Consider the following 20258-nt stretch of genomic DNA (forward strand, 5'->3'; position numbering starts at 1 on the left):
CCTCTTAATATTGAACCAGCGCGGAGCCCCAGGCGAAACCGCCACCAAAGGCTTCCAATAAAAGTTTTTGGCCGCGCTTAATACGCCCATCCTTAACTGCCCAATCAAGTGCAATGGGCACCGACGCAGCGGATGTATTTCCGGTTTTATCCAGAGTAATAACGACCCGATCCATCGGCATCTGCAATTTTTTTGCTGTGGCGTTAATAATACGCAAATTCGCCTGATGTGGAATCAACCAGTCTAAATCCTGCGCATGTAATTGATTTTTTGCCAAGGTCTCTGTCACTAGACTGCTCAATTTCGCCACTGCAACCTTAAAAACTTCATTACCCTTCATATACATCCAGGCACTTTCAGCACTGCTTTCTTTGCCCCTGGTTGCCTGTTTAGCTCCTAATAAATGACTATACTCACCCGCACTGTAGAGGTGAGTTGACAGAATACCGGGTGTGTCACTCTGCTCGAGAATAACCGCCCCGCCGCCATCACCGAATAATACCAGGGTATTGCGATCTTCAGGGTCACATAAGCGAGCCAGTACATCCGCGCCGATGACTAAAATACGTTGGTGTTGACCGCTTTTGATAAATTGGTCGGCTACTGAGAGCGCATAGATAAATCCAGAGCAGGCAGCTCCGACATCGAAAGCCGGAATTGATGTCACTCCCAGCATCCGTTGAATCTCACAAGCAGCACTTGGAAACGCATGCTCCGCTGAAGTTGTTGCCACCACAATCATATCCACATCTTGTGGACTCAGATTAGCTGATGCCAGCGCTTCTTTTGCAGCTTCATACCCTAACGTTGCCGCTGTTTCATTCGCTGCGGCTATACGTCGTTCCGAGATGCCGGTTCTTTCCTTAATCCATTCATCGGAAGTATCAACGCGTTGGGTGAGCTCTTCGTTAGTGAGTCGTTGTTCTGGGAGATAATGCCCGGTACCAACAATTTTTGAATAAGTCATAACGCTACTTAACTGATTACAGCTGTTCTGATAAGACTGCTTCAACACGATGTTTAATTCGCTCAGGAAGCTGTTCATGCGCTTCTGCGACGGCTTGTTGAATTGCACTATAAAAAGCGCCGGCGCTAGCACTACCGTGACTTTTTATCACGACATGCCGCAATCCTATCAGACTCGCACCGTTGTAGTGGTCGGGCTTCAGTCTATCCCAGGACTTATGTGTTCTTTTTTGTAGGAAACGAAAGAAAAATCGATAAAGCCAATGTGAATTTAACGTTTCCCGCATTTGTTCAATAATGAATGTTGCCAGACCTTCACAGCTTTTGAGTGCAATATTCCCGACAAAGCCATCACAAACAACAACATCCGCACGACCACTAAACAAGTGATTACCTTCAATAAAACCAATATAATTTACCTGGTCGCATTGGGCGAGTCTCGCTGCCGCATTACGTACAACGTCGTTACCTTTAATATCTTCTTCGCCCATGTTCAACAGACTAATTTTAGGAGCCTGCACGTCAGAAAGGTACTCTGCTGCCACTGCTCCCATCACACCAAACTGGAATAACGTTTCTGAATCGCAGCTGGCATTAGCACCAAGATCCAACAAGTACGATTTTCCACCCGTTTGGTTCGGTAGAGCAGTCATTAAGGCAGGACGCAACACCCCGGGCAAGGTCTTTAGTGTGAAATAGGCGTTAGTCATCAATGCGCCCGTATTGCCGCCGCTTACCATAGCCTGACATTCACCGTCAGCTAAGGCATTGAGCGCAATTCGCATAGAAGATTCGGGCTTGCTCCGCAGAGACTGACCAGGTTTTTCATCCATTTCAATGACTTGCTCGGCATGGCTAAGTTTTACTGAAGGATGAGAAGTTAAGTGATACTTTTCAAGTAGTGGGACGAGTTCTTGCTGGTGCCCGACAACGGTGAATTTAACATCGGGATACCGATGAACCGCTTTTTCCAGGGCTTCTATAACAATAGAGGGGCCATTATCGCCCCCCATTGCATCAATCGCTATGTTCAGTTCAGGCATGGCCTGTCTTACTTGTTAACGACCTTACGACCCTTGTAATAACCGTCGGCTGTTACGTGGTGACGACGATGCGTTTCACCCGTAGTTGAGTCAACCGACAGTGTGGGGCCGTCTATTGCATCGTGTGAACGACGCATGTCGCGTCTTGAACGACTTTTCTTACTTTTTTGAACAGCCATTTACGCTATCTCCTGATTATTTACGCTTCAATTCTTGTAATACGGCAAACGGGTTATCTGACTCTTCAGCAACTGATTCGTCAATCTCACCCCATGTCATCGCATCACGATCCACCTGACATGCCTTAGCATCGTGCTTAGGAGCTAATGGCATAGCCAGAATTAATTCGTCTTCAACAAGCCCATGCAAGTTAATTTCCCCAAAATCGTTTACCTCAACAGCTTCATAGCTATCAGGAAAGTCATCTGCTACCTGCCGCTTAGTGACAGGAGCATACGCAAATTGCGCGAGAATATCAACATCCAGAGGCGTATTACAGCGTTCACAAAGTACTTTGACAGCAACTTTTGCTTTCCCTGTAAAATAACTAATGCCTTGCTCATCAATTCCAAACTCAACACTGACCTCGGGATCTGAGCATGGTTCGACCAAGCTTTCCTGAAGTCTTGTTAATGTTTTGCCAGGTACTACCCCATCATATACCACTTTCTTGTTGGCACTTTTGACTGGGTCTACCGTTACGGGAATACGAACTTTTTGCATAGCGCGCGAATGTTAACGAAGTTCCACCTTAGTGACAAGGGAAATCTGTCGTTAATCCTTATTTAGAGGGTTAATTCCGTGAGTTCTCAGCATATCCAGTAAAGCGATAGCGGGTAACCCGATTAAGGTATTAGGGTCGTTACCTTTTAGACGGCGGAACAAACTGATACCCAGTCCTTCACTTTTAAAGCTTCCGGCACAATCAAAAGGCTTTTCGAGCTCGACATAGCGCTCTATTTCGTTGACTGTCAGTTGACGAAATTCAACCTCAAAAGGCTCTACTCTCACTTCGCACTGTTGAGTCTCTGTATTAAGAACGGCCAGCCCTGTATAAAAAGTCACCGTTTTGCTCACAAAGCCAGACAACTGTCGTACAGCATTTTCATAATTACCGGGTTTCCCTAATATCTGCCCGTCACAAACGGCGACTTGATCAGAACCAATAATAACAGCGTTGTTATGAGTCATACGTTGTTCAACTGCACGGGCTTTAGCGTCAGCTAAACGCCCCACCAGTTGCTGTGGACTCTCAGAAGTAACAGCGGTTTCATCAATATCGGGCTTCACAACGTCATACTTCAAGTGAAGTTTATCTAAAATTTCGCGACGATACTTAGAGCCTGACCCCAGAATTAATGGCAACGTCATAACGTCTCCCTGATAAGTTTATTGCTGAGTTCTGACAGCGAATCGACCACTATGCTTGCGCCGGCTTCGCGTAAACGTTCTGCATCATGCACACCAAAACTAACACCCACCGGATGCACACCCGCTGCGACCGCCATTTTTATATCATGAACTGAATCACCAACCATTACCGTTTGTTCCGGATGAGTTTTGAGTTCATTCATTATTTCATACAGCATTTGAGGATCGGGCTTACCCAATGTCTCACTGGCACACCGGGAAGCTGCAAAATAATGTTCGGTTTCACTTTCTGACCATACCCGCTGTAAGCCCCTACGAGCTTTACCGGTTGCAACAGCCAACTGAAAGCCCGAATCGGTCAATGCAGAGAGGATAGCTTTTGCATCATGAAATAACGGTGACGGTGTTGGGTTTAAATCAACATACTCATCACGATATCGAGCCAAAAAACTATCCAGTTGTTTAGGGTTAAGCATACCGAACAATTTTTCTATTGCCGGTTCAAGACTTAAACCAATAATATCTCTAACGGCAACATCGGTTGGAACAGGCAAACCGATGTACTGAGCGGTATTTTGCATCGATGACACAATCCGGCCGATCGAGTCCATTAAGGTGCCATCCCAATCAAATATAATCAGTCGCTTATCGTCCGTCATTATAAGCTATCCATATTATTGGGGAGTTAATTGCTTTAATGTTTGCTGTAAGTTGTCATCAAGAGGCGCTTCAAAAGCAACATCTTTTTCCGTAATCGGATGCAAAAATCGCAGCTTCCATGCGTGCAGAAACAGTCGGTTTAAGCCAGTTTCTGCCATAGCATGATCAAAGTCTGTATCGCCGTATTTAGGATCTTTTGCAATAGGATGACCGGCGTGCAGAGCATGTACCCGAATCTGATGTGTTCGCCCGGTCACAGGAGAAGCTTCAACTAATGTCCCTTCCTTATACCGCTGTTGAATTCTGAATCGTGTTAAAGAGGCTTTTCCCTCAGCATCGACACGTACAATTCTCTCGCCGGACTTTAACGTATTCTTTTTTAATGGCGCCTCAACACTGCGAACCCGTTTTTGCCATTGCCCCCGAACCAGCGCCAAGTATTGTTTGTTCATTTCTTTATTGCGCAGTTGCTCGTGCAAGCTTCGTAATACAGAACGCTTTTTAGCCACAAGTAATAACCCGCTGGTATCACGATCCAGGCGATGAACCAGTTCTAGACTCTTTTCCTTTGGTCGCAGAGCTCGTAATCCCTCAATAAGTCCAAACTGCAGACCCGAGCCACCATGTACCGCAACACCTGAAGGCTTGTTAATTAAAATCAGTGCGTCATCTTCATAAACTATGGCGTGTTCCAGCGCAGCAACCTGCTCAAGATTAGCTGAAGGTAATTCCGGCCGTTCGCTGACTTTAACCGGTGGAATACGAATAAGATCGCCTTCCTTTAGCTTATAATCCGGTTTTATTCGCTTTTTATTGGCGCGCACTTCGCCTTTGCGAACAATTCGGTACACCAAAGACTTAGGTACACCGCGTAATTGCGCAATGAGAAAGTTATCTATTCGCTGCCCTGACTCCTCTGTAGAGACGGTGTGCCAGCGCACTTCTTGTTGAATTGTTTTCATACCGCTATTTTACCATCATCTACGAGATTCAACAGCGAAATTGTTGCTTGTATTTTCAGTGGTTTTCATGAAATAATTAAGTGTCAAAGTCCATCGAAGATGGCAGACGAAGAATATATTTCGCGCAGTCGAAGTAACAGAGCGACGCATTATCCACATCAGCATACGGTTTTAAAGTTTAAAAGAGACTTGCCCGAGATGTTGATGGCACGGAGAAGAACACAGCACATAGAATACGCTTTGTTTAATAATCGATTGCAGACGTAAAATTTAGCGACAATATGACACCGAACAGTTGGTGTTATCGGCACAGTCAAACTCATTTTAGTTACACGTTGTAGATGACGGGTAACGCAGGTCCCAAAGGACCTGCAGCGACAGACGAATTCGATAATTGCACGATCGCCATAGGGGCGTGTCATATTGTGGCCCAAAGAATTGAGTCACAGTAATGAAAAGAATGCTAATAAATGCCACGCAATTAGAAGAATTGCGTGTAGCGCTGGTTGACGGCCAGCGCCTTTACGATTTAGATATTGAAAGCCCTGGTCACGAACAAAAGAAAGCCAACATCTATAAAGGCAAAATTACTCGTATTGAGCCTAGCCTTGAAGCCGCTTTCGTTGACTACGGCGCTGACCGCCACGGCTTCCTTCCTCTTAAAGAAATTGCAAAAACCTATTTCCCACAAGGCTATACCTTCCAGGGCCGTCCCAACATCAAAGATGTGGTTAAAGAAGGCCAGGAAGTTATCGTTCAAATAGATAAAGAAGAACGTGGTCAAAAAGGCGCTGCCTTAACCACGTTTATTTCTTTGGCTGGCAGTTACTTAGTGTTAATGCCAAACAACCCTCGTGCCGGTGGTATCTCACGCCGTATAGAGGGAGATGAACGTTCAGCTCTTAAAGAAGCACTGTCTGAACTAAACGTTCCTAAAGAAATGGGCCTTATTGTTCGTACAGCCGGCGTCGGCAAGTCGAAAGAAGAGCTGGAGTGGGATTTAAACGTCTTACTTAACCACTGGGAAGCTATTAGTAAAGCTGCCGATGAGCGCCCTGCCCCTTTCCTTATACATCAGGAAAGCAATGTTATTTTCCGGGCCTTACGTGATTACTTACGCCGCGATATCGGTGAAGTCTTAATAGACAGCCCGAAAGTTTATGAACAAGTTCGCAGTCATATACAACTTATTCGTCCAGACTTTTTGCAACGCGTTAAGCAATATGAAGGCGATGTTCCACTATTCAGCCACTACCAGATTGAAAGCCAAATTGAATCTGCTTTTCAGCGTGAGGTTCGTCTTCCCTCTGGTGGTTCAATTGTAATCGACCCAACTGAAGCCTTAACGTCCATCGACATTAACTCGTCGCGTGCGACTAAAGGTGGTGACATTGAAGAAACCGCCTTACAGACTAACCTGGAAGCAGCAGAAGAAATTGCGCGTCAGTTACGTCTCCGCGATGTTGGTGGATTAGTTGTCATCGACTTCATTGATATGACGCCTTCTCGTCATCAGCGTGATGTAGAAAACCGTTTGCGTGACAGCTTATCTCAGGACAGAGCCCGAATTCAGGTAGCCCGCATCTCACGTTTTGGTTTGATGGAGATGTCACGTCAGCGTTTACGCCCTTCATTGGGTGAATCGGCAAACAATGTTTGCCCACGTTGTAACGGCCAGGGAACCATACGTTCAAGCGACTCTTTAGCGCTTTCAATCTTACGTTTGATTGAAGAAGAGGCCATAAAAGATAACACCATTCAGGTGCACTCTCAGGTTCCGGTTGATGTAGCAACATACTTGCTAAACGAAAAACGTCAGTCCGTTAATCACATCGAAAAACGTCATAACGTCAAAATCGTTATTATTCCGAACCATCACCTTGAAACACCTCACTTTGAAGTGCTGCGTATTCGTGATGATGAAGTCCCTGAATCAGCAAGTTTTGAATTAGTACAGAAGCCGGAACAGACTGAATCTACTGTTTCTATTACTTTGACTCAGGATAAGGCAAAGTTTGAAGAGCCGGCACTTAAAGGCCTGCAGGCACCGAGTGCAGCACCTACACCAGCACCGGCCCCTAAAGTTGCAGAGAAGAAAGCAACTCAGGCTTCGCTTTTAAGTCGTTTAAAGACTTGGTTCTCCGGCTTGTTTGGCTCTGATGATGAGCAAAAGCAGGTTGAAGCTGATAAAGAGAAAGAGCGCAAGGCTCAAAGTCAGAGGAACCAGCAACGTCGCGGTCGTAATCGTCGCTCTGGAAATCGTCAGCAACGTGGTCGCAACCAATCAACAGGTAAGGACAAAGAAGCAGGTAAAGAGAATCACTCTGGTGCTACTACTACAGAAGAAAAGTCGGCGGAGTCCCGCGATGATGCAGGTAACCGCAACAGTCGCAACCGAAACGACCGCAGACGTCGTGGTCGCAGTAATAAAAATAATCAGCAACCAAAACCAGAAGCGACTAAGAGTGAGCAAGTCGATAGTCCAGCTGAAGCAGAAAAGCCCAAAGAGACTAAAGCTGTTCAGGACAAACCACGCCGTCAGCGCAAGCCAATTGAAAAATCTGTTCGTGTTTCAGCAACGGGTGATTCAGTAAAAGCTAATGAACCAAAACAGCAAGCTCAAAAGCCTGTTGATGCCTCTACCGATGATGCAAACACTCAGAAGCCAAGTCAGGCTAAAGAGAAACCAACACAACAATCAGGTTCCGGCAAGAGCGAGAGCAAAGCCATTTCTGATAAGGTGCTGGATCCGCGTATGCAGGCAGCCGCTGAGTTGGTACAAAATCAGACGCAAGCTACAACTCCGGTAGAAGAAAGTGTAGAGAAGAATGTTGACGAGAGTACTGAAAAGCTAGCTCAAACGGACGCTCAGGCAACTCAACAAACTGATACTGAAGCATCATCGAGTGCTGGAGAAGGGTCGGACACTAGCGAACCGGCAGCCACACCTGAGGTCGCTTCTGATGACAGCACAGACGCGCCAGTGACAAAGACCGAAGAGCCGGTATCTGAGTCAGAGGAAGAAGAAAATAGCAATGACGCTGCAACTGACGAAGCACCTAAGTCAGCTGAGGCAGATGAAGCAATTGAAGAAAAGTCCGAGCCTAAGGTTGAAGAGAAGAAAGGCAGAGATCGCTCTCGCCGCTCACCTCGCCACCAACGGGCAGCCGGACAAAAACGTAAGCAAATGAAAACCGAAGCGGTTATACCCAACCGGTCATTGAGTGGTTCATCATTTTCTGCAATGACAAAGGCAACAGCGGAAGAGCGCAAAGAAGCGTTTAAAGCTTTACCAGTAGCATCCGCAGAGAATCGTCCAAAAATTGTTAAAGACAGTCGTATCGCGAGCATTTCTCAGGCTAGGTCAAGCTCTTACGCTGAAATGGCAAAATGTGACTAAACTTAATTAAGCTCAATTTGAATATAAATTAAAAGGCCGGTAGTCAGAAGATTACCGGCCTTTTTATCTCTGGAGTTTGGCTTTACGGTTTAATCGTAATGAAAGCTCGGTTTTTTTCTAAAGTTTTAGCACCAATACCTTTTACATCAAGTAGTTGCTCTACTTCAGTAAAACCACCCAGTTGCTCTCTTAATTTAATAATCTGCTCTGCGCGCTTCACACCAACACCAACCAGTACAGCTGATATTTCGTGTGCTGAGCCGGTATTGATATTGACTGTTTTAACGTCTGCAGTTTGTGCTGTCGGCGATAAGTTTGGTAGAGCGGATAACGGAGAGGCTTGTGCCCCTGCTGCTAAGAACAGCGATGAGGCAACAAGTATGGGTATTAATTTTAGCTTCATAGTCTCTATTCCCTATTGAAAAATCACTGCGTCACTGCAGTAGGGGTACTATAGCTGAAGTTTCTTACCCTATTAGAAAGTTACGAGATGACAGAGCTATAAGTGAGTTATTCTCCTATGGAGCTTAGTATCTCGGTAATAGCGGCAGTGGGATCACCTGCCTGCGTAATGGGGCGACCAATAACCATATAATCCACTCCGGCCTCTATTGCTTCTGCTGGTGTCATAACCCGCTTTTGATCACCCGCTGCGCTGTTAGCCGGTCTAATACCAGGAGTCACAAGTTTAAACGAAGTGCCTATACTGCTTTTAAGCATTTTAGCCTCCTGAGCAGAGCAAACAACACCATCTAAGCCAGACTGATGCGCTAACTTGGCTAACTTAAGCACCTGCTGTTCTGCCGTTAGTTGAATACCCACTTCAGCAAGATCAGCATCACTCATACTGGTGAGCACAGTCACTGCTATCAGCAAAGGAGGTTTTTCAAACGGCTTCAGTGCGTCCTTTGCAGCGCTCATCATTTCGGTACCACCACTGGCGTGCACATTGACAATATCAACGCCCATCTTAGCGGCAGAAGTTACCGCCTTGGCCACAGTGTTTGGGATATCATGAAATTTTAAATCCAGAAAGACTGAAAACCCTTGAGCAACTTGCTTTTTTACCCAGTCTGGCCCAATCGCGGTAAACAACTCCTTGCCTACTTTCAGCCCTACTTTTCCGGCAGGTAATTTGCTGACTAAATTGTCCGCTTCTTCCTGTGTCTGGCAGTCCAGAGCAACATAAACTTTCGGTAATACCATCATGTTGTTATTCACCATCTAATCCAAAAATAGGTTTTGTTGTTGCCCAGCTTTTACAGGACGGACAACGCCAATACAAAGTATGCCCGGAGAAACCACAGTGGCGGCATTTATAATTTGGCCGCTGTACTATGTGCTCGTGAACCATTTTTTGCAGTCTCCGCAGGCTGTCGCGTGCACTTCCAACATCAGCAGCCCGAATATGCAACCCCATTAAATGATGGAAGCCACGCATAGTCGGGTGTTGCTCCAACACTTGTGTCATAAAGTGTTCAGCATCTTCAATACTTTGCGATTCACAAATTTTTTCCGAAAGCGTAATCGCTGCGGTAATTCCCGCATTCTGTTCAACACAGTTGTGCAGAAACTCAATAAAACTGTGTGTGTCGGACGTCTTTTCGAATGCTTCTTGTAGTAGAGGTATGGTTTCACAAACGTATGATTTATCTTGCTCAAACACTCGAGTTAGATAATTTATAGACTCAACATATTGCCCTTCTTTCATGTGAATTTTACCCAGGGAAAGTACGGCTCGAACACAGTTATCGTCGTGTTTAAGTGCTTTGTTATAGTGTTTTATTTTACTCGATATATTGTCGTCCAGCTCAGCCAACTCACAATAAAGCTGTGCCAGAACAATCCGAGCATCACTGTCTTGCTTTGCTAGCCGTAGGGCTATTTTTATCGCCTTATCCCATTCATGTGTAGACTCGTACAATTCAAGAAGATGCTTTTGGCTTTTTTCTCGAAACAATTTATAACTTTGCAAGCCTGCAAACATTTGCTCAGCGCGATCATAAATTCCGGCTGAGAGGTAATCTTTACCTAACTCGTACATTGCCGTTAATCGGTCATGCTCTGTCAAATTGGGAAGTGATGTCAGATTTTTATGAATTTTTATTGCACGGTCAACTTCGCCCCTACGGCGAAATAGCTTTCCTAAGGTCCAATGCGTTTCGATTGTTTCGCTATCGACATCTAATAGCTCTACGAACAAATCGACCGCTTTGTCCGGTTGATCAGACAGCAAAAGATTGATGCCGGTAGCGTATTGTTTAGAAAACCTCTTCTGCTCTTTTCTTTCTTCCGTACGAACACTATTACGACCCATGAACCAACCATAGGCAGCGGCAATAGGTAAAAGCAAAAAGAGAAGCTCTAACATGAGCTGTTAACTCTCCTTATCCAATTTATTCACGCGCTTTAACAAACGATTATACCGATAGCGCCAGGACAAACTCGATAAACAAAGTAATAAAATACCGACAACAAAACCACTACCAAAAAAGATAGCAAGCAATGACGCAACGGCCATTTCTGTTTGCAGAACCAGAAGATTAACAACGACTGTTTGCGGATTCTGCGCACCAAAAGCCATTGCTAAAAGGAATATAATTAGTACAGGGATGAGAATAAGCAGCTTTTTAAGCATAATTGCTTACCTGTTAGTTATAAAAAAACGGCATGCCAGTATAGCATGCCGTTTTTATCAATCGAGCGTAAAAACTAACTTAATATATTGACCCTCTCGCGAAGCTCTTTGCCCGCCTTAAAATGCGGTACATATTTCCCGTCCAATTCAACAGGATCACCTGTTTTAGGGTTACGACCAACACGAGGAGCCCGATAATGCAGAGAGAAGCTCCCAAAACCCCGAATTTCAACGCGCTTGCCTTGTGATAAGGATTGCACCATCTGTTCGAGTACCTCTTTTACAGAAGCTTCAACCTGCTTAGGAGGTAACTCGTGTTTCAAAGTTAACCTTTCAATCAGCTCTGATTTAGTCATCATTACCTCCTCTAATTAACTGCGAAAGTGCAGTAAATTATTCGTCGTCAGTTTTTGCAGCTTTAAAGGCTTCAGCCATTGCGCTGTTAAGACCTGATTCACTATCTTGCTGCTTATTAACGCTTTCAACCGCTTCTTTCTCTTGAACTTCGTCTTTCGCACGGATAGACAGGCTAAGAGTACGGTTTTTGCGGTCAACGCCCATGAAGCGAGCTTCAATAGAGTCACCAACGCTCAGTTCAGTACTTGCATCTTCAACACGCTCACGTGAGATGTCTGCTGCACGAACATAGCCTTCAACGCTTTCAGCTAACTCAACTTTAGCGCCTTTAGCGTCTACTTCAGTAACTTTACCTGTAACAATAGCACCTTTTTTATTGGCCGCCAGGTAGTTATTGAATGGGTCTTCTTCAAGCTGCTTAATACCCAGAGAAATACGCTCACGTTCAGCATCAACCTGCATGACTACAGCGGTAACTTCTTCACCTTTTTTGTAATCACGAACAGCTTCTTCGCCAGTAGCGTTCCAGCTAATGTCTGACAAGTGAACCAAACCATCAATACCACCGTCAAGACCGATGAAGATACCGAAGTCAGTGATTGACTTGATCTTACCAGTAACTTGCTCGCCTTTATTGTGGTTCTTGGCAAACTCTTCCCATGGGTTTGGTTTACACTGTTTCAGGCCTAATGAAATGCGACGACGTTCTTCGTCAATTTCCAGAACCATAACTTCAACAGTGTCGTCCAGGTTAACCACTTTAGAAGGATGAACGTTTTTGTTAGTCCAGTCCATTTCTGATACGTGTACCAGACCTTCAACACCCTCTTCGATTTCGACGAAGCAACCGTAATCAGTCAAGTTCGTAACACGACCAGTTAAACGATGCCCTTCTGGGTAGCGGTTTGCGATATCAGCCCATGGATCTTCGCCTAATTGCTTAAGACCAAGAGATACACGAGTGCGTTCACGGTCAAACTTCAATACTTTAACAGTGATTTCATCGCCAACGTTTACGATTTCACTTGGGTGCTTAACGCGTTTCCAAGCCATATCGGTAATGTGCAATAAGCCATCGACGCCGCCTAAATCAACGAACGCGCCGTAGTCAGTCAGGTTCTTAACGATACCCTGGACTTCTTGGCCTTCCTGCAAGTTCTCAAGCAGCTCTTCACGCTCTGCACTGTTTTCTTTCTCGATAACAGCACGGCGAGAAACAACAACGTTGTTACGTTTTTGATCAAGCTTGATAACTTTGAATTCTAAATCTTTGTTTTCCAGGTGCGTTGTTTCACGTACTGGACGTACATCAACCAGTGAACCAGGCAAGAACGCGCGAACGCCGCCTAAGTCTACTGTAAAGCCACCCTTAACCTTACCAGAGATAATACCGATAACGGTTGCATTGTCTTCGTGTGCTTTTTCCAGTTGCAGCCATGCTTCATAACGCTTCGCTTTTTCGCGAGACAGAATGGTTTCACCAAAGCCGTCTTCAACTGCATCAAGGGCTACGTCAACTACGTCGCCGACGCTGACTTCTAATTCACCTTCTGCATTACGGAATTGTTCTGCTGGAATCGCGCTTTCCGATTTAAGACCGGCATCGACTAAGATCAAATCTTTTTCGATAGCAACGATAGTACCTTTAACAATGGAGCCCGGGCGAGTTTCAACTTCCTTTAGGCTTTCTTCAAATAATTCTGCAAAATTTTCTGACATAGTAATTAACTTCGCTTATAAATAAGACGTCCACTGAACTTCCGTATACAGCGGGGTTATTAATAAAGTCTGTTTGCTTCCTTACAACAGACGCCTAATTAAGGTCACATGACCCTAGCTAGTCTTTGAGAGTTTGCTGTGCGCAAACGTCAATACGTGTTCCAATACGTCTTCTATCGGCGTATTAGTAGAATCTAGATATAACGCATCCTCGGCTGGCTTGAGAGGTGCCACCGAGCGATTCGTATCTCGATCATCTCGTTCTTTTATTTCGTTCACTAATTGATCAATATTAGCATCAAAACCTTTTCCCTTCAATTGCTCAAAGCGTCGTCTTGCACGCTCTTCGGCAGATGCGGTTAAAAAGATCTTTGCGTCGGCATCAGTGAAAACAACAGTACCCATGTCACGTCCATCTGCTACCAGGCCGGGAAGTTCTTTAAAACCACGCTGCCGACGAAGCAAAGCTTCTCTGACTCTTGGCAAGGCCGCCACTTTTGATGCCATATTACCAACCTGCTCAGTTCGGATGGTCATGGTAACGTCCTCACCCTCAAGAATAATATGTGTCAGTGAGCGTTCTTCTTCCGCTTCAAACTTTACATCCAAATGCGCAGCTAAAGCCACCAGGCTCTCTTCATCTTCCGGCGTAAAATCGTGATGCAAAGCCGCTAATGCCAGTACGCGATAGATCGCGCCACTGTCCAGCAAATGCCAACCAAGCTTTTCTGCCAATAGTCGGCTTATCGTTCCTTTTCCTGCCCCACTCGGCCCGTCAATTGTAATGACTGGAATATGAGTTGCCATAAAATCCTCTAATTACTCTGCATTACGCAGCATTTAGCCGCGCAATTATACGCATTTGTAAAAAAATTGCATTAATCAAAGTCAGCAAGTCTATGAGTTAACTGTGACAGAGCCGTGAAAACTCGGAGAAATAGTTGGGATAAGTCTTGGCGCAGCAATCCGGATCATTGATAGTGACTCCGGTAGGTGAAAACGCCGCAAGTGAAAAGCACATTGCCATGCGGTGATCATCGTATGTATCAATACAGGCGTGTTGCCAGTTCTTAATAGGCTCTACACGGAGGTAATCTCGCCCTTCTTCTACTATCGCACCCAGTTTGCGCAATTCTGTTGCCATAGCGTACAGGCGATCGGTTTCTTTAACACGCCAATTAGCGACATTGCGTATGGTTGTCGGTTTATCGGCAAAAAGCGCCAATGGAGCAACCGTCATTGCCGCATCAGGAATATCATTAAAGTCTTGATCGATGCCTTTTACTATTCCCGTTCCGCTTACTGTTATGCTGTTATTCTGGTAAGCCACAGAGGCTCCCATTTGCTCTATTACCTCTGCAAAGCGCTTATCTCCCTGTATCGATTTTTCACCGATACCAATTATCTCGACCGGGCCTCTGCCTAACAGCGCAGCTGCCATCCAGTATGAGGCCGCACTGGCATCGCCTTCCACCCAGTACTCACCCGGAGACTGATAAACTTGTTTTCCTGCAATGGCATAGCATTGAGGAGACAGCTCTTTTACCAAAATGCCGAAGTCCGCCAGCATTTGCAGTGTCAGATTAATATAAGGGCGGGAAACCACTTCGCCTTTTAGCGTTAAGGTTGAATTGCCAGGCAATAGAGGAAGCGCCATGAGTAACGCCGAAATAAACTGACTAGACACTGAGCCATCAATTTCAAACTTGCCCGGGGCTAAACCTTGTGAAATCGATAAAGGAGGAAATCCAGGTTCACCCAGATAATCAATTGACGCTCCCTGCATTTGCAAAGCATCAACTAAGTGTTGAACCGGGCGCTCATGCATTCGGGCATCGCCCTTCAGAACAATAGGTGCCTGCTCTTCTTTTGCCGTCGCTGATAACACGGCAATAAGCGGTCGCATCGCTGTTCCAGCATTACCTAAATAAAGTTCAGAGGAAGCCTGACGCCAATGACCACCAAAACCTTCAACCTGAGTTGTAAGTTCATCGTCTTTAAAGCTAACACCCAGAGCGAGCAAAGCTTCACGCATACGACTGGTGTCATCACTAACCAGTAAATTGTGTAAGGTAACGGGAGTCTGGCATAAAGCGGCCATAAGCAGTGCCCGGTTAGCAATGCTTTTTGAGCCGGGTAAAGTGACAGAGCCGCGACAATGCTGTCGCGGCTCTAAATGAATAGAATTAACCACGCAGCTTTTTCATTGCCTTAATAAAGGCCTGGTTTTCTTCAGGCAGGCCAATGCTGACACGTAAATGATTAGGCAACTCATAGCCACCAACAGGACGTACAATAACGCCTTCATGCAGAAGTTCGTCATAGAGCTTCTCGGCATCAGGACCGACTTCTATGGTTAAAAAGTTACCGTAAGAAGGAATGTAATTAAGTCCTAATTCTTCGCAAAACTCAGTTAACTGCTTCATGCCCTGGGCGTTTAGCTCAACGGCCTTTTGCAAATAGGCGTGATCATCCAGTACGACCTCAGCAGCTTTAAGTGACAGCGAGTTCATGTTGAATGGCTGACGGATACGGTTAAGAACATCGGCTACGCTTTCGTGGCTTACTGCGTAACCTGCGCGCAAACCGGCTAAACCGTAGGCCTTAGAAAAAGTTCGGCTCACCACCAAGTTAGGGTAACTCTTTATCCAGTCAACCGATGGTGCCCTTTCTTCTTCAGGAACATACTCGTAATAGGCTTCATCCAGAACCACAATGATATTCTGCGGTATTTTATCCAAAAAGCCTTTCAGTGCAGAAGTAGATAAAAATGTACCCGTTGGATTATTCGGGTTAGCAATAAAAATCATCTTGGTTTTATCGGTAACGGCTTTAGCCATGCCATCAAGGTCATGTCCATAATCTACCGCCGGAACGGCAACGGGTTTTGCGCCTATCGCCTGGGTAACCAGCGGATACACCACAAACGCATGCTGAGAGAAAATCACTTCGTCTTTATCTGACACAAAGGTACGAGCTAAAATTTCTAAAACATCGTTAGAGCCGTTACCCAGAGTAATTTGTTGCGTACCGACCTCGTTGAGTTCCGCCAGACGACTTTTAAGGTAATAACCGTTAGCATCGGGATAACGCACTAAGTCTGTTAACTCAGCTTCCAGAGCCGTTTTGACTTTTTCACTCAAGCCCAGAGGGTTTTCATTTGAAGCCAGCTTAACCACGTGCTGCAAACCTAACTCACGCTGCAATTCGGACGTAGGTTTACCCGCCTGATACGGACGTAATTTTTTAACTCCGGGATTAACCAGTTCTAATGCGTTAAATTCTGCCATAGCGATTCACTACCTTTTTTATTCTATTTATTTAGCCAAGCTTACGCTCAAAATCAGCCATATAACTTAGCAATGCTTCTACACCTTCCACCGGCATTGCGTTATAAATACTGGCTCTCATGCCACCAACAAAGCGATGCCCTTTTAACCCTAATAAACCTTCCTTTTTAGCACCGGCTAAAAAATCGGCATCGAGTTTGTCATCGGCTAACTGGAAAGGCACATTCATAATCGAACGGTAAGCAGGATTAATGTTATTTCTGTAAAAATCTGAAGCATCAACAAAGTCATAGATAAGTTGGGTTTTACGATGGTTGCGTTCGCCCATAGCCGCTAATCCGCCCTGAGCTTTTAGCCACTTGAAAACCAACCCTGCAAGGTACCAGGCAAAGGTGTTGGGCGTGTTGTACATAGACCCGTCTTTAGACTGGAGTTGGTAATCCATAATGGATGACACTTGCTTCTGCGGTTGACCCAAAAGCTTTTTATTGACGATAGCAATAGCAAAACCTGAAGGGCCTATATTCTTCTGAGCGCCGGCGTATATCACCCCAAATTTTGAGACATTCAGAGGTTCAGAGAGAATATTCGATGACATATCAGCCACAATGGGGGCTTTAACGTCAGGGATTTCATGTAACGCAATACCATCGACCGTCTCATTAGGACAGTAATGAAAATAAGCAGCGTTTTCAGACAGTTTCCAGTCTTTTGGCGACTGAATTTCCTTGCCTCTAGCGCCTTCCTGAACTTGCCCGGCAATATTCACTCTGGAAACGAACTTTTCGGCTTCACGGATAGCAAAACCAGACCATATTCCTGTATCCAGGTAATCTACGGTGGCATCCGGTGACGCGATATTCTGTGGAACCGCAGAAAACTGCCCGCGACCTCCACCTTGCAAAAAAAGCACTTCATAGTCATCAGGAACATCGAGCAAGTCGCGGAGATCTTGCTCAGCTTCTCGTGCCATATGAACATAAGCTGGGTCGCGGTGTGAAATTTCCATCACCGACACACCCTGTCCGTTCCAATTCAATAACTCTTCCTGAGCTTGCTTTAAAACATCGACCGGCAGCATGGCCGGTCCGGCAGAAAAGTTAAACAACTGACTCATGACTCGTCGGAACCCTCTTGATTTTCAGCGCTTTCTTCCGAGGAAACCTCACCTTCTTCCGTGACAATTTCTCCGTCAATTAACGCTTCTTCATCATCAATTTCATCAATTTTCTGTAAGCCAACCACTTTTTCGTCATCAGCGGTACGAATTAAGCGTACACCCTGAGTATTACGACCTACGGTTGAAACCTCATTAACGCGGGTTCTGACCAGGGTGCCTTTATTACTGATCAGCATGATTTCATTGCCATCAATCACTTCCATGGCGCCGACAACTGAGCCATTCCGCTCGCTAACTTTAATAGAGACAACGCCTTTGGTGGCACGGCTCTTAGCCGGGTATTCACTTAACGGTGTACGTTTGCCGTAACCGTTTTCAGTCACAGTCAATACGTTGGCTTCTTCGTCTTCGTATTCACGAGGAACAATCAGCGAGACAACGCGTTGCCCTTCTTCCAGACGAATACCGCGAACACCGGTAGCTGTACGGCCCATTGAGCGCACTTGCTCTTCCGCAAAGCGGACGACTTTGCCTGCGTCAGAGAACAACATGATTTCGCCCTTACCGTCGGTAATATCAACGCCTATCAGCTCGTCGTCATCAACCAGGTTCAGTGCAATGATGCCACCGTTACGAGGACGTGAGTACTCTGGTAATGGCGTTTTCTTGATAGTCCCTTTGCGCGTTGCCATAACAACGAACTTATCCTCAGGATAGTCCCGTGTCGGTAGAATAGCGGTGATACGCTCATCAGCTTCAAGCGGTAATAAGTTCACGATTGGTTTACCGCGCGATGCTCTGCTAGCCAACGGCAACTGGTAGACTTTCATCCAGTAAATACGACCACGAGTTGAGAAACACAGAATGGTGTCATGCGTATTCGCTACCCACAGTCGCTCAATAAAGTCTTCGTCTTTCATTTTAGTCGCAGCTTTACCTTTACCACCGCGACGCTGAGCTTCGTACTCCGTTAAAGGTTGGTACTTCACATAACCTTCGTGAGAGAGCGTCAGTACGACATCTTCTTCGTTGATTAAATCTTCCATGCTGATGTCGTGTGCAGCAGCCGTAATATCCGTTTTACGCTCATCGCCAAAGTTGTTACGTACTTCAACCAGCTCTTCACGAATCACTTCCATCAAGCGCTCTGAACTGTTCAAAATATGCAGCAGTTCAGCTATTTGTTCTAACAGGCCTTTGTATTCATCCAGAATTTTTTCGTGTTCTAAGCCGGTCAATTTGTGCAGGCGCAAATCAAGAATTGCCTGAGCTTGCTCTTCAGTCAGGTGGTAATTATCGCCTTTAATGCCATATTCTTCCGGCAAATGATCAGGACGAGCGGCGTCGACACCAGCGGTTTCCAGCATAGACGCAACGTCACCCAACTGCCATGCGCGGGCAATTAGTCCAGCCTTAGCTTCAGCCGGCGTTGGCGAGCGACGGATCAATTCAATAATTTCATCAATATTCGCCAGTGATATGGCCAGACCTTCTAAGATATGTGCACGCTCACGTGCTTTACGCAACTCATAGACTGAGCGGCGCGTAACCACTTCACGACGGTGACGGATAAAGCAATCCAGCATGTCACGCAGGTTAAACAGCCGTGGCTGATTTTTATCCAAAGCCACCATATTGATACCAAATACAACTTGTAGCTGTGTATTGGCATATAAATGATTAAGAACAACCTCTCCGACATCACCGCGGCGTATCTCAATAACAATACGCATGCCGTCTTTATCAGATTCATCACGTAAAGCGCTAATACCTTCAACGCGCTTTTCTTTAACCAGCTCGGCTATTTTCTCAATCAAACGAGCTTTATTCACCTGGTACGGAATTTCCGTCACAATGATGGTTTCTTTACCGGTTTTTTCGTCAACTTCGACTTCCGCCTGAGCGCGCAAATGAATACGGCCACGGCCGGTTTTATAAGCTTCAACGATACCGCTGCGACCAGAAATTGTTGCCGCCGTCGGGAAGTCTGGTCCTGGGATATATTCCATTAACCCTTCAACATCAATATCCGGGTTATCTATCATCGCAAGCGAGCCATCAATAACCTCTTTCAGGTTATGTGGCGGGATGTTCGTTGCCATACCCACAGCGATACCTGATGAACCATTCACTAAGAGGTTCGGTACCCGGGTAGGCAATACATCAGGAATGCGTTCCGTGCCATCGTAGTTGTCAACAAAATCGACCGTTTCTTTGTCAAGGTCAGCGAGCAACTGGTGAGCAATTTTTGCCATGCGAATTTCGGTATAACGCATCGCAGCGGCTGAGTCTCCGTCTACTGAACCGAAGTTACCCTGACCGTCGACCAGCATATAACGCAATGAGAAGTCCTGCGCCATACGAACAATCGTGTCATAAACCGCGCTATCGCCATGAGGGTGATATTTACCAATAACGTCACCAACGACACGGGCTGATTTTTTATAAGGTTTATTAAAGTCGTTACGCAATTCGTTCATTGCGAATAAGACACGTCTGTGCACTGGCTTCAGGCCATCACGGACGTCGGGTAAAGCACGCCCAACAATGACGCTCATGGCATAATCGAGGTACGAACTCTTTAGCTCGTCTTCAATATTTACCGGTGACACTTCTCTGGCTAGATCGCTCATAGTTTATTCCCTAAATATAGATCCGCATATTCATTGTTATTTTGATCCAATCATTGTACCCATCCCAAACGAGTCTCGCACCCTCTTTTTCTTATTCTT

General features: G+C 45.6%; 19 protein-coding genes. 1 reads left to right on the forward strand and 18 read right to left on the reverse strand.

What is annotated here, in order from left to right; translation table 11 throughout:
- Window positions 1-4: 4 nt before the first annotated feature.
- The 7 genes from CWI78_RS00970 to rluC are packed head-to-tail and all read right to left on the reverse strand — an operon-like array spanning window position 5 to window position 5002.
- The gene (locus tag CWI78_RS00970; RefSeq protein ID WP_126779375.1) at window positions 5-967 is read right to left on the reverse strand and encodes a beta-ketoacyl-ACP synthase III; all 963 of its coding nucleotides are present in this window, start codon (window positions 965-967) and stop codon (window positions 5-7) included.
- A 16-nt stretch (window positions 968-983) separates the two neighbouring features.
- Entirely contained in the window at window positions 984-2009 is a 1026-nt protein-coding gene (plsX, locus tag CWI78_RS00975) for a phosphate acyltransferase PlsX (RefSeq protein ID WP_126779377.1), read from the reverse strand.
- An 8-nt stretch (window positions 2010-2017) separates the two neighbouring features.
- Window positions 2018-2188, reverse strand: coding sequence for a 50S ribosomal protein L32 (gene rpmF, locus CWI78_RS00980; RefSeq protein WP_011234590.1), 171 nt, complete (start codon window positions 2186-2188; stop codon window positions 2018-2020).
- A gap of 16 nt (window positions 2189-2204) precedes the next feature.
- Window positions 2205-2732 carry a 23S rRNA accumulation protein YceD gene (yceD, locus tag CWI78_RS00985; RefSeq protein ID WP_126779379.1) on the reverse strand — a complete coding sequence of 176 codons (528 nt, stop codon included), beginning with the start codon at window positions 2730-2732 and terminating at the stop codon, window positions 2205-2207.
- Window positions 2733-2783: 51 nt separating this feature from the next.
- Window positions 2784-3380: a Maf family protein gene (locus CWI78_RS00990; RefSeq protein WP_126779381.1), complete on the reverse strand. Its 597-nt coding sequence runs from the start codon at window positions 3378-3380 to the stop codon at window positions 2784-2786.
- The gene (locus CWI78_RS00995) at window positions 3377-4039 is read right to left on the reverse strand and encodes an HAD-IA family hydrolase (protein ID WP_126779383.1); all 663 of its coding nucleotides are present in this window, start codon (window positions 4037-4039) and stop codon (window positions 3377-3379) included. Before CWI78_RS00995 ends, CWI78_RS00990 begins: the two co-directional genes overlap by 4 nt.
- Before the next feature lie 15 nt (window positions 4040-4054).
- Window positions 4055-5002: a 23S rRNA pseudouridine(955/2504/2580) synthase RluC gene (gene rluC / locus CWI78_RS01000; RefSeq protein ID WP_126779385.1), complete on the reverse strand. Its 948-nt coding sequence runs from the start codon at window positions 5000-5002 to the stop codon at window positions 4055-4057.
- A gap of 451 nt (window positions 5003-5453) precedes the next feature.
- Here rluC and rne point away from each other — a divergent pair, with 451 nt between their 5' ends.
- Window positions 5454-8402, forward strand: a complete 2949-nt coding sequence (gene rne / locus CWI78_RS01005; RefSeq protein WP_244213045.1) for a ribonuclease E — start codon at window positions 5454-5456, stop codon at window positions 8400-8402.
- An 82-nt stretch (window positions 8403-8484) separates the two neighbouring features.
- Here rne and CWI78_RS01010 read toward each other — a convergent pair whose 3' ends face one another.
- The 11 genes from CWI78_RS01010 to gyrA form a co-directional block, all read right to left on the reverse strand.
- Window positions 8485-8805, reverse strand: a complete 321-nt coding sequence (locus CWI78_RS01010; protein ID WP_126779387.1) for a ComEA family DNA-binding protein — start codon at window positions 8803-8805, stop codon at window positions 8485-8487.
- Window positions 8806-8912: 107 nt separating this feature from the next.
- On the reverse strand, window positions 8913-9608 hold the full coding sequence (gene pyrF / locus CWI78_RS01015) for an orotidine-5'-phosphate decarboxylase (RefSeq protein ID WP_208642026.1): 696 nt from the start codon (window positions 9606-9608) through the stop codon (window positions 8913-8915).
- Between the two features lie 7 nt (window positions 9609-9615).
- Window positions 9616-10773 (reverse strand): lipopolysaccharide assembly protein LapB, encoded by a 1158-nt coding sequence (gene lapB, locus CWI78_RS01020; RefSeq protein WP_126779391.1) that lies wholly within the window; start codon window positions 10771-10773, stop codon window positions 9616-9618.
- A 6-nt stretch (window positions 10774-10779) separates the two neighbouring features.
- Window positions 10780-11040 carry a lipopolysaccharide assembly protein LapA domain-containing protein gene (locus CWI78_RS01025; protein WP_126779393.1) on the reverse strand — a complete coding sequence of 87 codons (261 nt, stop codon included), beginning with the start codon at window positions 11038-11040 and terminating at the stop codon, window positions 10780-10782.
- A 74-nt stretch (window positions 11041-11114) separates the two neighbouring features.
- Entirely contained in the window at window positions 11115-11396 is a 282-nt protein-coding gene (gene ihfB / locus CWI78_RS01030; protein ID WP_126779395.1) for an integration host factor subunit beta, read from the reverse strand.
- Window positions 11397-11433: 37 nt separating this feature from the next.
- A complete protein-coding gene (gene rpsA, locus CWI78_RS01035) occupies window positions 11434-13116 on the reverse strand; it encodes a 30S ribosomal protein S1 (protein WP_126779397.1) in 1683 nt (560 codons plus the stop codon).
- 114 nt (window positions 13117-13230) lie between these two features.
- The gene (gene cmk / locus CWI78_RS01040; protein ID WP_126779399.1) at window positions 13231-13923 is read right to left on the reverse strand and encodes a (d)CMP kinase; all 693 of its coding nucleotides are present in this window, start codon (window positions 13921-13923) and stop codon (window positions 13231-13233) included.
- A gap of 97 nt (window positions 13924-14020) precedes the next feature.
- Window positions 14021-15310: a 3-phosphoshikimate 1-carboxyvinyltransferase gene (gene aroA / locus CWI78_RS01045; RefSeq protein WP_126779401.1), complete on the reverse strand. Its 1290-nt coding sequence runs from the start codon at window positions 15308-15310 to the stop codon at window positions 14021-14023.
- Complete coding sequence (gene hisC / locus CWI78_RS01050) at window positions 15303-16406, reverse strand: histidinol-phosphate transaminase (protein ID WP_126779403.1); 1104 nt, start codon at window positions 16404-16406, stop codon at window positions 15303-15305. The genes aroA and hisC overlap by 8 nt, the downstream gene beginning before the upstream one ends.
- Window positions 16407-16437: 31 nt before the next feature.
- Window positions 16438-17523: a 3-phosphoserine/phosphohydroxythreonine transaminase gene (gene serC / locus CWI78_RS01055; protein WP_126779405.1), complete on the reverse strand. Its 1086-nt coding sequence runs from the start codon at window positions 17521-17523 to the stop codon at window positions 16438-16440.
- Window positions 17520-20159 carry a DNA gyrase subunit A gene (gene gyrA, locus CWI78_RS01060; RefSeq protein ID WP_126779407.1) on the reverse strand — a complete coding sequence of 880 codons (2640 nt, stop codon included), beginning with the start codon at window positions 20157-20159 and terminating at the stop codon, window positions 17520-17522. Before gyrA ends, serC begins: the two co-directional genes overlap by 4 nt.
- Window positions 20160-20258: the final 99 nt, after the last annotated feature.

Origin of the sequence: Idiomarina ramblicola (genome assembly GCF_003987255.1) — a bacterium.
Taxonomy (GTDB): Bacteria; Pseudomonadota; Gammaproteobacteria; order Enterobacterales; family Alteromonadaceae; genus Idiomarina; species Idiomarina ramblicola.